Origin of the sequence: Streptomyces sp. NEAU-W12, from assembly GCF_026242095.1 — a bacterium.
Lineage (GTDB): Bacteria > Actinomycetota > Actinomycetes > Streptomycetales > Streptomycetaceae > Streptomyces.
In genome coordinates this window covers 214,156-226,985 of record NZ_JAPJDM010000006.1, presented here as the reverse complement: position 1 = coordinate 226,985, position 12,830 = coordinate 214,156, and the positions used below count along the sequence as shown (strand labels likewise).

The 12,830-nt window shown below is 70.9% G+C and carries 12 protein-coding genes and 1 riboswitch; of the genes, 1 reads left to right on the top strand and 11 read right to left on the bottom strand.

The window, feature by feature from the left end; all coding sequences use genetic code 11:
- Positions 1–59 precede the first annotated feature (59 nt).
- The 9 genes from ORI94_RS10015 to rpsB form a co-directional block, all read right to left on the bottom strand.
- A complete protein-coding gene (locus ORI94_RS10015) occupies positions 60–1,079 on the bottom strand; it encodes an ABC transporter ATP-binding protein (protein WP_266074077.1) in 1,020 nt (339 codons plus the stop codon).
- On the bottom strand, positions 1,080–2,768 hold the full coding sequence (locus ORI94_RS10010) for an ABC transporter permease (protein ID WP_416237796.1): 1,689 nt from the start codon (positions 2,766–2,768) through the stop codon (positions 1,080–1,082).
- The gene (locus tag ORI94_RS10005) at positions 2,744–3,847 is read right to left on the bottom strand and encodes a thiamine ABC transporter substrate-binding protein (RefSeq protein WP_266074076.1); all 1,104 of its coding nucleotides are present in this window, start codon (positions 3,845–3,847) and stop codon (positions 2,744–2,746) included. Before ORI94_RS10005 ends, ORI94_RS10010 begins: the two co-directional genes overlap by 25 nt.
- 81 nt (positions 3,848–3,928) lie before the next feature.
- A riboswitch (TPP riboswitch) is annotated at positions 3,929–4,034 on the bottom strand.
- A 48-nt stretch (positions 4,035–4,082) separates the two neighbouring features.
- The gene (gene rlmN / locus ORI94_RS10000; RefSeq protein WP_266074075.1) at positions 4,083–5,189 is read right to left on the bottom strand and encodes a 23S rRNA (adenine(2503)-C(2))-methyltransferase RlmN; all 1,107 of its coding nucleotides are present in this window, start codon (positions 5,187–5,189) and stop codon (positions 4,083–4,085) included.
- Between the two features lie 157 nt (positions 5,190–5,346).
- Positions 5,347–6,480: a phosphatidate cytidylyltransferase gene (locus ORI94_RS09995; RefSeq protein WP_266074074.1), complete on the bottom strand. Its 1,134-nt coding sequence runs from the start codon at positions 6,478–6,480 to the stop codon at positions 5,347–5,349.
- Positions 6,480–7,037, bottom strand: coding sequence for a ribosome recycling factor (gene frr / locus ORI94_RS09990; RefSeq protein ID WP_266074073.1), 558 nt, complete (start codon positions 7,035–7,037; stop codon positions 6,480–6,482). The genes ORI94_RS09995 and frr overlap by 1 nt, the downstream gene beginning before the upstream one ends.
- Before the next feature lie 181 nt (positions 7,038–7,218).
- Complete coding sequence (gene pyrH / locus ORI94_RS09985) at positions 7,219–7,974, bottom strand: UMP kinase (RefSeq protein ID WP_042168138.1); 756 nt, start codon at positions 7,972–7,974, stop codon at positions 7,219–7,221.
- 190 nt (positions 7,975–8,164) lie between these two features.
- Positions 8,165–9,010, bottom strand: coding sequence for a translation elongation factor Ts (gene tsf, locus ORI94_RS09980; protein WP_266074072.1), 846 nt, complete (start codon positions 9,008–9,010; stop codon positions 8,165–8,167).
- 160 nt (positions 9,011–9,170) lie between these two features.
- Complete coding sequence (rpsB, locus tag ORI94_RS09975) at positions 9,171–10,106, bottom strand: 30S ribosomal protein S2 (protein ID WP_266074071.1); 936 nt, start codon at positions 10,104–10,106, stop codon at positions 9,171–9,173.
- A 345-nt stretch (positions 10,107–10,451) separates the two neighbouring features.
- Here rpsB and ORI94_RS09970 point away from each other — a divergent pair, with 345 nt between their 5' ends.
- Positions 10,452–11,066, top strand: a complete 615-nt coding sequence (locus ORI94_RS09970; RefSeq protein ID WP_416237795.1) for a M23 family metallopeptidase — start codon at positions 10,452–10,454, stop codon at positions 11,064–11,066.
- A 189-nt stretch (positions 11,067–11,255) separates the two neighbouring features.
- On the opposite strand, the gene ORI94_RS09965 is transcribed toward ORI94_RS09970, so the two are convergent.
- Positions 11,256–11,813 carry a TetR/AcrR family transcriptional regulator gene (locus ORI94_RS09965; RefSeq protein ID WP_042168130.1) on the bottom strand — a complete coding sequence of 186 codons (558 nt, stop codon included), beginning with the start codon at positions 11,811–11,813 and terminating at the stop codon, positions 11,256–11,258.
- A gap of 155 nt (positions 11,814–11,968) precedes the next feature.
- On the bottom strand, positions 11,969–12,811 hold the full coding sequence (whiG, locus tag ORI94_RS09960) for an RNA polymerase sigma factor WhiG (RefSeq protein WP_266074070.1): 843 nt from the start codon (positions 12,809–12,811) through the stop codon (positions 11,969–11,971).
- Positions 12,812–12,830: the final 19 nt, after the last annotated feature.

Sequence of the window (12,830 nt, the reverse complement as noted above, 5' to 3'; positions counted from 1 at the left end):
TCGCCGCGGCGGCGAGCGTGCGCGAGTGGTGTCGTGCCCCCCACTCCGGGCAGGGTGCCTCAGCCGAGCACGACGGTTTCGTCCGCGTCGAACTCCACCCCGACCTCGTCCCCGACCTCCGGTGCCGCCCGCAGCGCACAGGCCGCCTCGAGAACGGGCGCGTCCTCGGGCTGGAGGCGGACGGCGACATGGGTGCCGCGGAAGGTGCGCGCGGCCACGGTGCAGCGCAGGCCCGACCCGTCCGGGACCAGACGGACGCCGGCGGGCCGCACCAGCAGGGTGCGGGTGCCCTGCGGGGCGTCGGCCGGCACCGGGATCCTGCCCCAGGGCGTCACCGCGACGTCCGCGGCGATCGTCGCCCCGGCCACGTTCTCGAAGCCGAGGAAGCGGGCCACGAACGCGTCGGCCGGGCGCTGCCACACCTCGAGCGGCGTACCGGACTGGGCGATCCGCCCGTCCCGCATCACCACGACCCGGTCGGCCAGGGCGAACGCCTCGCCCTGGTCGTGCGTCACGGCGAGCACGGTGGTGCCCAGCCGGCCGAACAGCTCACGGAGTTCGACGACGAGCCGTTCCCTCAACGACCTGTCGAGCTGGCCGAGCGGCTCGTCGAGCATCAGCAACCGCGGACTGGGCGCCAGCGCGCGAGCGAGGGCCACGCGTTGCTGCTCGCCGCCGGACAGGGCCGCCACCGCCCGTCCGGCCGCCCCGGGCAGCCCGACAAGTTCCAGCAACTCCTTCACACGATCTGCCTGTTCGCTGCGGGACGCACCGTGCATCCGCAGCCCGAAGGCCACGTTGCCGCCCACGTCCCGCTGCGGGAACAGCTGGTGGTCCTGGAACATCAGTCCGACCCCGCGCCGGTGTGCGGGCACACCGGTCTGGTCGCTCCCGGCGAGCGAGATCCGCCCCGTGTCGAGGGGCTGCAGCCCGGCCACCGCCCGCAGCAGCGTGGACTTGCCGCTGCCGCTCGGCCCGAGCACGCAGACGATCTCGTGCTCGGCGACCTGGAGATCCACGCCGTCCAGCACCGCCCGCCCGGCGAAGCGGACGGTGGCACCCTCGAGACCCAACAGCATCTAGAACTCCCCGGACCGGTCGGTCCGCAGCCGCTCGAGGAGCAGCAGCGCCACCGCGCACACGATCATCAGAATCGTCGACAGGGCCATCGCCTGCCCGTAGTTGAGCTCCCCCGGCCTCCCCAGCAGCCGTGCCACGGCCACCGGCAGCGTCGGACTGTCCGGCCGCGCGATGAACACCGTCGCCCCGAACTCCCCCAGCGACACCGCGAAGGCGAACCCGGCCGCGACGAGCACGGCCCGCCGTACCATCGGCAGGTCCACCTCCCGCCACACCCGCCACGGCGTCGCCCCGAGCACCGCCGCCGCCTCCCGCAGCCGCACGTCCACGGCCCGCAGCACGGGCAGCATGGTCCGTACGACGAAGGGGACGCCGACCAGCGCCTGCGCGAGCGGCACCAGGATCCAGGAGGAGCGCAGGTCCAGCGGCGGCTCGTCGAGGGCGATCAGGAACCCGAAGCCGACGGTCACCGCGGACACCCCCAGCGGCAGCATCAGCAGGGCGTCGAAGCCCCGCACCAGCCGTCCCGCGTCCCGCCTGGTGAGCGCGACGGACGCCAGGGTTCCGATCGCCACGGCGATGGCGGTGGCCACGACCGCGTAGCGCAGGGAGTTGCCGACCGCCTCGATCGGCGCGACCAGGAACACGCCCCCGTCGTCGTGGGTCAGTGCCCGGTAGTGGCCGAGGCCGGCGTCACCGAAGGACCGTTCCACCAGCACCGCGAGCGGCAGGAGCAGCAGCACGGCGGCGGTCGCGACGACCCCGGCGAGCAGCGCCCACTGCCCTGCGCCGCGCGGCCGGCGCGCGGTGTGGGAGGCGTCCACCAGTCGCAGCGCGGTCTCCCGCCGTCGTACGGTCCAGGCGTGCAGGGCGAGGACCGCGCCCACCGCGACGAACTGGATCATCGTCAGGACGGCGGCGGTGGACAGGTCGAAGATCTCCGACGTCTGCCGGTAGATCTCCACTTCGAGGGTGGCGAAGGTGGGTCCGCCGAGGATCTGCACCACGCCGAAGGAGGTGAAGGTGAACAGGAAGACCATCAGCGCGGCGGCGGCCACGGCGGGGGCCAGCGCGGGCAGCGTGACGGTCCGCCAGGCCGTGAGCCGGGAGGCGCCGAGCATCCGCGCGGCCTCCTCCTGCCGCGGGTCGAGCTGGCCCCACAGTCCGCCGACGGTCCGTACGACGACGGCGTAGTTGAAGAAGACGTGCGCGAGCAGGATCGCCCACACGGTGGTGTCCAGCCGCAGACCCCACAGTTCGTCGAGAAGCCCGCCGCGCCCCACGAGCGCCATGAACGCCGTACCGACGACGACCGTCGGCAGCACGAACGGGACGGTGACCACGGCCCGCAGGAGCTGCTTGCCGGGGAAGTCGAAGCGGGCGAAGACGTACGCGCCGGGCAGGGCGACCAGGAGGGTGAGGGCGGTGGAGACCAGTGCCTGCCAGGTGGTGAACCACAGCACCTGCCGGACGTCGGACTGCGCCAGCACCTCCCCGATCCGCCCGGGCTGCCAGACCCCGTCGGCCTTCAGCCCGCGCGCGACGATCGCGGCGACGGGATGGGCGAAGAAGACGGCGAAGAACGCGACGGGCACGGCCATCAGGCCGAGCCGCGCCGCGGCCCCGCGCCACCTCGCCGCGGCCCGGCCCGCCTCGGCCCGTCTCACTTCAGTACGAGCGAGGTCCACGACTTGATCCACTGGTCGCGGTGGTCGGCGATCCTCGCCGGGTCCATGGTCTCGGGGTTCTCGGCCTGCGGTCCGAACTCCGCGAACTCCTCGGGCACCTGGGCGGTTTCCCGCACCGGGTAGACGAACATGTTGAGCGGCATGTCCTCCTGGAACCTCTTGCCGACCAGGAAGTCGAGCAGCGCCTTGCCGCCCTCGGGGTTGCGCGCGTTGCTCAGCAGCCCCGCGTACTCGACCTGGCGGAAGCAGGTGCCGTCGGCGACACCGGTCGGCGCGTTCTTCGGCTTCGGGTCGGCGTAGATCACCTCGGCGGGGGGCGAGGAGGCGTAGGACACCACCAGCGGCCGGTCGCCCCCGGCCTGCTTGCCGCCGGCCGAGCCGGAGAACTCCTCGTTGTAGGCCTGCTCCCAGCCGTCGACCACCTTGACGCCGTTGGCCTTGAGCTTCTTCCAGTAGCCCTGCCAGTTCTCGTCGCCGTACTCGGCGACGGTGCCGAGGACGAAGCCGAGTCCGGGCGAGGAGGTGGAGGCGTTCGACGTGACGAGCAGGTCCTTGTACTCGGGCTCGGCCAGGTCGTCGAAGGTCCGCGGCGGGGCCAGGTCGCGCTCCTCGAACCACGCCTTGTCGTAGTTGACGCAGACGTCACCGGTGTCGACGGGCGTGACCCGGTGCTTGTCCTCGTCGACCCGGTACTCGGGAAGGACGGCGTCGGATTCCCTCGCCTCGTACGGCTGGAACAGCCCGTTGTCGAGGGCGCGGGACAGCAGGGTGTTGTCGACGCCGAAGAAGACGTCTCCCTGGGGGTTGTCCTTGGTCAGGATCGCCTTGTTGACGGCCTGTCCGGCGTCGCCGTCCTCCAGGACCCTCAGCCGGTAGCCGGTCTCCTTCTCGAAGGCGGCGACGACGTCCTTGGACGCGGCCCACGAGTCGTGGCTGACGAGCGTGACGGTCTTCGAACCGCCGCCGCTCCGGCCGTCGCCGCCGGATCCGTCCGACCCGTCGGACGAAGAAGCGCAGGCGGACAGCGTGACCAGACCGAGCCCGACGGCCAGGCTCGTGACCTTCTTGGTGATGTTCACCGGTATTTCCTCCTGGGGTGACCAGGAAGAGACGCGGCCCTGCCCGGGGCCCCCGCAGGTGCCCCGGGCAGGGCGCAACAGCTCGAGTGATGACCGATCTCCCTACCCAGAATGACCTGGGCGAGGTTCGGAGGGTCTGCGGCCGGTGCCGCACTCTCAGCGCTGTGGCGCTCCCCTGTCGGAATATGAACGTGTGATGGCCCGGTATGAAGTTGTTGTTCCTGCGCCGGTCAGGTTACCGCTCGCTCGCGGCGAGCTGACCGCAGGCCCCGTCGATCTCCTGTCCACGGGTGTCCCGGATCGTCACCGGCACACCGTGCGAGGCGATCGCGTCCACGAACGCCTTCTCGTCCTCGGGCCGCGAGGCGGTCCACTTGGAGCCGGGCGTCGGGTTGAGCGGGATGAGGTTGACGTGCACGGGCCTGCCCTTCAGCAGCCGCCCGAGCCGGTCACCGCGCCACGCCTGGTCGTTGATGTCCCGGATCAGCGCGTACTCGATGGACAGCCGCCGCCCGGACCTGGCCGCGTACTCGAACCCGGAGTCGAGCACCTCACGCACGTTCCACCGCGTGTTCACGGGGACGAGGGTGTCGCGCAGTTCGTCGTCGGGGGCGTGCAGGGAGATGGCGAGGCGGCACTTGAAGCCCTCGTCGGAGAACCGGTTGATCGCCGGCACGAGTCCGACCGTCGACACGGTGATCCCGCGCTGGGACAGGCCGAGACCGTCCGGCTCGGGGTCGGTCAGACGGCGGATGGCTCCGACGACCCGGTTGTAGTTGGCGAGCGGCTCGCCCATCCCCATGAAGACGATGTTGCTCAGCCGCGCCGGCCCACCGGGGACCTCCCCGTCCCGCAGCGACCGCATCCCGTCCACGATCTGGTGCACGATCTCCGCGGTGGACAGGTTCCGGTCGAGACCGGCCTGCCCGGTCGCGCAGAACGGGCAGTTCATGCCGCAGCCCGCCTGCGAGCTGATGCACATCGTCACCCTGTCCGGGTAGCGCATGAGCACCGACTCGACCAGGGTCCCGTCGAAGAGCTTCCACAGCGTCTTGCGGGTGGTGCCCTGGTCGGTGGACAGATGCCGGACCACCGACATCAGCTCCGGAAGCAGCGCCTCCTGCAGCTTGGCCCGGGCTCCGGCGGGAATGTCGGTCCACTGCTCCGGATCGTGCGCGTACCGCGCGAAGTAGTGCTGCGAGAGCTGCTTCGCCCGGAACGGCTTCTCACCGGCCGCTGCGACCGCCTCCTTGCGCTCGGCGGGCGTGAGGTCGGCAAGGTGCCGCGGCGGCTTCTTGGATCCGCGCGGCGCGACAAAGGTCAGTTCTCCGGGCTTAGGCATGGCTGTACCAGTGTCGCAGATCCATCGGGGTGACCGCGCGGACCGGCCGCAGGCCTCCGGGGCCGCCCGGAACGGCCCCCGGAGACCTCTCCGGGACGGCGCGAGCCCCCGCGTCCGGCGGGACGCGGGGGCTCGAAGAGGTGCCGGGCCGGTCGGGTCAGCTCCCGACGAACACCACCAGCAGCAACCACACCACCGGCGCCGTCGGCAGCAGCGAGTCCAGCCGGTCCATGATGCCGCCGTGCCCCGGGAGCAGTGTGCCCATGTCCTTGATGCCGAGGTCCCGCTTGATCATGGACTCGCCCAGGTCGCCGAGGGTGGCGCTGACCGAGACCGCGAGGCCGAGCAGCAGCCCCTGCCACCAGGTGCCCTCGTCGATCAGGAACTGCATGCACAGCGCGCCCGCCGCCATGGCGAACCCGACCGCGCCCAGCAGGCCCTCGCGGGTCTTTCCGGGGCTGATGCGCGGGGCGAGCTTGTGCGTGCCGAAACGCCAGCCGACGGCGTACGCACCGGTGTCGGCGACGACCGTGATCACTATGAACGTCAGCACCCGCCAGGGCCCGTCGTCCGCAGCCAGCATCATCGACACGAAGGTCGCCAGGAACGGCACGTAGAACGCGGCGAAGACCCCCGCCGTGACATCCCTGAGGTAGTTCTCGGGCGGCTGGGCCATCCGCCCGACCAGCACCGCCAGCGCGGTGAGCGCCACGGCGATCCAGGCGCCGTCGCTGCCCCAGACGTACCCGGAGACGATCATGGCCGCCCCGCCGACCGCGAGCGGCACGAACGGTGCCCTGATGCCCTTGCGCTCCTCGAGCCGCTTCGTCAGCTCCCGCAGGCCCACCACTATGGCGACGGCGACAACGCCGACGAAGACGGCCTTCACGATGAACAGCGAGACCACGACCAGCGCACAGAGGCCGACGCCGACGCCTATCGCGGCACCCAGATCACGCCCCGCGGTCTTCTTCTGCGGTGGGGGCACCGGCTGCGGGGCGTCGGACATGGACTCCGGATTCTGCGGATGGTGCGGCATCTCCCCGGGGTGGGGGCGCGCCCGCGTCGTCTCGTCTCGGACCAGGGGGCCGCTCAGCCGAGCGATCCCCTGGTCCACGTCCTGGCCACCGCCGTGTTCGGGTGCGGCGGGCACGAGGGGCATGGGGCGAGTCTGCTGCGCGTAGTGCGCATCGTACGGGGGACCCACCGGGCCGGCTCCCTGGGCGGGCCCCCGGTCGGGCGACCCCCAGTACCCGGCCTGCGGCGGCGCCTCCCAGGAAGAGTCGTTCATCAGACCTCGAGCAGTTCCGCTTCCTTGTGCTTCAGGAGCTCGTCCACCTGGGCGACATACTTCGCGGTGGTGTCGTCGAGCTCCTTCTCCGCACGGCGTCCCTCGTCCTCGCCGACCTCGCCGTCCTTGACCATCTTGTCGATGGCGTCCTTGGCCTTGCGGCGCACGGAACGGATGGAGACCTTGGCGTCCTCGGCCTTGGCCTTGGCCACCTTGATGTAGTCGCGGCGGCGCTCCTCGGTCAGCTCGGGGAACACCACGCGGATGATGTTGCCGTCGTTGCTCGGGTTGACTCCCAGGTCGGAGTCGCGGATGGCCTGCTCGATGTTGCGCAGCGCGCTCTTGTCGAACGGCGTCACCACGGCCATGCGCGGCTCGGGCACGGAGAACGAGGCCAGCTGGTTGATCGGCGTCGGCGCACCGTAGTAGTCGGCCACGATCTTGTTGAACATCGCCGGGTGCGCACGGCCGGTGCGGATCGCGGCGAAGTCCTCCTTGGCGACCACGACGGCCTTCTCCATCTTCTCCTCGGCCTCGAGGAGGGTCTCTTCGATCACCACTTGCTCCTGCGTGTCTTGAGTAGGCCCGGCCGCGGTTCCCTGTCGGGGCAACGACCGGCTGCGTCGCGTCTTGTTCCTGCACGGTTCCCGACCGGTGGGACATTGTCCATCCCCCGGGCCGGTCCGCCCCGTCCGTCCCCCGGGGGTGTCGCCCCTCGGACGGGTGCTTGTGGTCCGGTCACTTCCGGTCCATCGGGTCACCCACCAACGTGCCGATCTTCTCACCCTTGACGGCGCGCGCGATATTGCCCTCCGCCAGCAGTTCGAAGACGACGATGGGGAGCTTGTTGTCGCGGCACAGGGTGACGGCCGTGGCGTCGGCGACCTTCAGATCACGCGTGATGACCTCGCCGTACCCGAGGTGGTCGAACTTCACCGCGTCGGGGTTGGTCTTCGGGTCGGAGTCGTAGACCCCGTCCACACCGTTCTTGCCCATCAGCAGTGCCTCGGCGTCGATCTCGAGGGCGCGCTGGGCGGCGGTGGTGTCGGTGGAGAAGTACGGCATGCCCATGCCGGCGCCGAAGATGACCACGCGGCCCTTCTCCAGGTGCCGTACGGCCCGCAGCGGGATGTAGGGCTCGGCGACCTGGCCCATGGTGATGGCGGTCTGGACCCTGCAGTCCACGCCCACCTTCTCCAGGAAGTCCTGGAGCGCGAGGCAGTTCATCACGGTGCCGAGCATGCCCATGTAGTCCGAGCGGGCCCGGTCCATGCCGCGCTGCTGGAGTTCCGCGCCACGGAAGAAGTTGCCGCCGCCGATGACGATGGCGATCTGTGCGCCGTCACGGACGACCGCTGCGATCTCGCGTGCGATGGCGTGCACCACGTCGGGATCGACGCCCAGGCCTCCGCCACCGGAGAAGGCCTCTCCGGACAGCTTCAGCAGAAACCGTCCGTGCACGGTGCCGTCGTCGCTCTTCTCAGCCTTGGTCATCGCGGATCCCGCCTCTTTCACCTGTTGCACATACGAAGGAGGCCACTGCCGGCGGGGTGTACGACGCATCCCATGCCGCAATGGCCTCCTCGTCAGATCTGCTGTCGTCCGGCACGCGCGCGTGCGTGACGGCGTGTCCGAACGACTGCTGACGACCCTATAGGGGTCGCGCGCCCGTCGCGGTACGGACTCAGATGCCGACCTTGATGCGCGTGAAGCGCTTCAGGGTGACACCGGCCTCGTCGAGGACCTTCTGGACGGACTTCTTGTTGTCCAGCGCGTAGGGCTGGCCCAGCAGCGTGGTCTCCTTGAAGAAGCCGTTGAGGCGACCCTCGACGATCTTCGGCAGGGCGGCCTCGGGCTTGCCCTCCGCGCGGGTGGTCTCCTCGGCGACACGGCGCTCGGTCTCGACGACCTCGGCCGGCACGTCCTCCTTGGAGAGGTACTTCGGCGCGAAGGCGGCGATGTGCTGGGCGACGCCCTTGGCGACCGCAGCGGCCTCGTCGGTCTGCTTGTCGAACTCGACGAGAACACCGATCTGCGGGGGCAGGTCGGGCATCGTGCGGTGCATGTACGCCGTCACGTAGCCGTCGGTGAACTGGGCGAAGCGGTCCAGGACGATCTTCTCGCCCAGGTTGGCGTTGGCCTCGTCGACGTACGCCTGGACGGTCTTGCCGGCCTCGATCTCGGAGGCGAGGAGCGCCTCGATGTCGGCCGGGGAGGTCCTGGTGACGTGCTCGGCGATGGCGGTGGCCACGGCCTGGAACTTCTCGCCCTTGGCGACGAAGTCCGTCTCGCACTTCAGCTCGACGAGGACGCCGGAGGAGTTGTCGTCGGCGATGATCGAGACGACGGCGCCGTTCTCGGCGGAGCGGCCCTCGCGCTTGGCGACGCCCTTCTGGCCCTTGATACGGAGCGCCTCGACGGCCTTCTCGACGCTGCCCTCGGCCTCGTCCAGCGCCTTCTTGCAGTCCATCATGCCGGCGCCGGTGAGCTCCCGGAGCTTCTTGACGTCGGCGGCGGTGTAGTTCGCCATGAGTCTGTGAGTCTTCCTCGAAGTCTGGAGAATCGGGGATCTGCGGGGTCTTCGGTCCTCAGTGAGCTGGAGGGCCGTGACGCGTCGCGCACCTACGGGTGAACGGCGGGAGCGGACTTCGTGTCACCCGCTCCCGCCGTCATCAGCCCGGACAGGCAGGTCAGGCCTGGTCGGCCTCGGCGGCCGGAGCGGCGTCGGCCGCGGGGGCCTCCTCGGCCGGCTTGTCGGCCTCGGCGGCCGGAGCCTCGGCCGCGGGGGCCTCCGCCTCGGGGGTCTCGGCGGGCTTGTCGGCCTCGGCGGCGGCCGGGGTCTCGTCGGCCTTCTTCTCACCCTCGAGCAGGTCGCGCTCCCACTCGGCGAGGGGCTCGCTCGCGGCCTTCTCGCCCTTGCCCTCGGTGGCGGCACCGGAGCGGGACATGAGGCCCTCGGCGACCGCGTCGGCGATCACGCGGGTGAGCAGGGTGACGGAGCGGATCGCGTCGTCGTTGCCCGGGATCTTGTAGTCGACCTCGTCGGGGTCGCAGTTGGTGTCGAGGATGGCGACGACCGGGATGTTGAGCTTCCGGGCCTCGCCGACCGCGATGTGCTCCTTCTTGGTGTCCACGATCCAGACGGCGCTGGGCACCTTCTGCATCTCGCGGATACCGCCGAGGGTCTTCTCCAGCTTGGCCTTCTCGCGGGAGAGGACCAGCAGCTCCTTCTTGGTGAGGCCGGAGGCGGCCACGTCCTCGAAGTCGATCTGCTCGAGCTCCTTGAGGCGCTGCAGACGCTTGTAGACGGTCGAGAAGTTGGTGAGCATGCCGCCCAGCCAGCGCTGGTTGACGTACGGCATGCCGACGCGGGTGGCCTGCTCCGCGATGGCCTCCTGCGCCTGCTTCTTCGTGCCGACGAACATGACCGTGCCGCCGTGGGCGACGGTCTCCTTGACGAACTCGTAGGCGCGGTCGATGTACGACAGCGACTGGAGCAGGTCGATGATGTAGATGCCGTTGCGCTCCGTGAAGATGAAGCGCTTCATCTTCGGGTTCCAACGACGGGTCTGGTGACCGAAGTGGACGCCGCTCTCCAGCAGCTCCCGCATCGTGACGACGGCCATGGCCGTATCTCCTTGATTTTCTCGGTTGTGCCGCGGGAACCGGCGGCTCCCACGCCTGACGCCCACGACGCGCCGTTGCCACGAAGGACCGAGGGGCGCTGACACCGGGAGCGGCCGTGACCGGTCCTGATGTCGGGGCGTGCGAAGTCGACCCGGTGACCCGGATCGCCACCAGAAGTGTACGGGACCCGCGGGGCACCGGGTGACGCCGTTGTCCACAACCGGGTGACGGTCCACAGGTCCGGGCCGTGATCACGGATTCCGTGGAGGCTTTCCGGCATGCGAGTGAGCCGATCCGTGAGCCGGTCCGTGGGGCGGTGTGTGGGGCGGTGTGTGAGCCGGTCCGTGCGCCGATCCCCGAGGACCTGGGCGCGTCTGGTCGTCCTGCTGGTCCTGACACCGACGATCCCGTCGTCCCCGCCGCCGTCGTCGCTGCCGCTGCGGCCCGCGGCTTCGGCCGGGGACACCGCTCGGGCCGGTGCCGGGGTACCGGTCGTCGGACGGGTCTGGCCCGTGGGAGTACGGCCCCGGGTGCTGCGGGACTGGGAGCCACCGAAGACCCCGTACGGACGCGGGCACCGGGGAGTGGACCTGGCGGCGGCACCGGGGACGCCGGTGCGGGCGGTGGCAGCGGGCCGGGTCTCCTTCGCCGGCCGGGTGGCCGGCCGGGGCGTCATCTCGGTGGAGCTGTCGGGCACGGGGACACCGCCGCTGCGTACGACCTACGAGCCGGTCCGCCCGTCGGTGGAGAAGGGGACCGAGGTGGCAGCGGGCGAGGTGGTCGGGGCGGTGGCGGCGACGGAGCCGGCGAGGAGCCCGCACTGCACGGCTCCCTGCCTGCACTGGGGCCTGCTCAGAGCGGACGTCTACCTCGACCCGCTCACCCTGCTTCCGCCCTGGCTCCTGCGCGCCGGTCCGCCGAGGCTCCTGCCGGTCCTCGGCCTGCCGGTACCGGAGTGACCGGCAGGGCGGGAGGAGGCGGGAGCACGGGGCTGGGCGGAGCGGAGCGGCGGGGGGGGTTCCTGCCGCCCCGTGAACGTGCCGGGAGGAGCCGGGGCCCGCGCGGCCGGACGGCAGCCGTCACACGCCGCAGCACCGGACGTCCGGCGTCGAAGCGCCCGGGCTCGAAGCGTCCGGGGCTTCGGGCCGTCAGGGCTGGATGCCGCGCAGGGTCATGGCGACCGCGGCTTCCGTGATCGTCTCCGGGTGTTCGGCGGCGCCGAGTTCGATGCGGCGCACCGCCGCGTCGACCACGCCCTGGAGCAGCATCGCGGCGAGCCGGGGCTGGTCGTGGCCCAGTTCGCCCAGGGCCTCGACGATCATCGCGACGAGACCGCCGTGGGCCGCGCGGATCTTCTCCCGGGCGCCCGCGTCGAGTTCGCTCGCGGAGATCGCCACCACGGCCCGGTGGCGCCGGTCCCCGACCAGTTCCAGCTGCTTGCGGACGTACGCCTCGATCTTGGCCCCGGCGCCGTCGGCCGTGGCCATGGCCGTCTCGACCTCGGCCGCCCAGACCGGGAAGTCGACCTCGCACAGTTCCTCGACGACGGCCGCCCGGGACCGGAAGTACTCGTACACGGAGGAGCGCGCCAGGCCCGTGCGCTCGGCGAGGGCGGGGAAGGTCAGCGCTTCCGTACCCCCCTCGGACAGCAGGGAGCGTGCCGCGTCCAGCAGGGCGGCGCGTTGCATCGACCGGTGCTCGGCCACGGAGGCCGCTCGAATCCTTGGCACGCCACCACTTTACGGACGCACCGCGCGAGGTGGGAGTCCCCGGCCGAAACCGCAGGCCGTCCGGGCCTACCGCAGTGGAGGTCCGGCGTCCGGCTCGGACGGCGGGGCGAGCGGCGGGCCCGGCGTCCGGCTCAGCCCCGGAAGCCCGCCAGCTTCGCCCTGAGCTGGAGGACGGACTTGGTGTGGATCTGGCTGACCCTGCTCTCGGTGACCCCCAGCACATGGCCGATCTCGGCCAGGGTGAGCCCCTCGTAGTAGTAGAGCGTGACCACGGTCTTCTCCCGCTCCGGGAGGGTGTTGATCGCCCGGGCCAGGAACCGTCGCAGCTCCCGGTCCTCGGCCACTTCCACCGGGTTGTCGGCGGCGGTGTCCTCCAGGGTGTCCATCAGGCTGAGCCGGCCGCCGCCGTCACCCCCGGCATGCAGCAGCTCCTCCAGGGCGACGACGTTGGCGAGCGACAGCTGGCTGAAGACCGCGTGCAGTTCGTCCACGGCGATGCCCATCTCACCGGCGACCTCGCTCTCCGTCGGCGTACGCCTGAGCCGTGCCTCCAGCGTCGCGTACGCCCGCTCGACGTTGCGCGCCTTCTGCCGCACCGAACGCGGAATCCAGTCCAGGGCCCGCAGTTCGTCGATCATCGCGCCCCTGATGCGGGTGATCGCGTAGGTCTCGAACTTGATCTCCCGGTCGACGTCGAACTTCTCGATCGCGTCGATCAGCCCGAACACCCCGGAGGAGACGAAGTCCGCCTGGTCCACGTTGGGCGGCAGCCCCACGCTGACCCGGCCCGCGACGTACTTCACCAACGGCGAGTAGTGCAGGATCAACTGCTCCCGCAGCCGCTCGTCGCCCGTCGCCTTGTACGACCGCCACAGCTCGTCGAGGGTCGAGGGAGCGGGCGGCCGCACGCTGCCACCGTCACGGGCGGCTGGGGGGATCGCCGCCCGGTCGGACCCGGAGGTGTGCTGGGGCATTCGTCGCCTTGTGCCGTTC